The sequence below is a fragment of the Tenacibaculum sp. AWR4_210 genome (assembly GCF_056160945.1).
Genome location: NZ_JBSWYF010000122.1, coordinates 1 through 203 on the forward strand (window position 1 = coordinate 1; position 203 = coordinate 203).

Sequence of the window (203 nt, forward strand, 5' to 3'; positions counted from 1 at the left end):
ATACCTATACGTATACCGTAGCAGCAACCGCACCATGTACCACAGCAGCAACAGCTCAGGTAGTGGTAAGCGAACAAGCCTTACCAAATGCGGGAACTAATGGAACACTTACGATCTGTGCAGGAAGCACGGTAACATCGGCGCAGTTATTTGCAGCCTTAGGAGGAAGTCCAGCTGCAGGCGGAACTTGGTCACCAGCATTA

Annotated in this window: 1 protein-coding gene; it reads left to right on the forward strand. The window is 50.7% G+C overall.

The annotated features are described in order from the left end of the window. On the forward strand, nt 1-203 hold a 203-nt coding region (locus ACXAG7_RS20295), incomplete at both ends, for a hypothetical protein (RefSeq protein ID WP_476667981.1).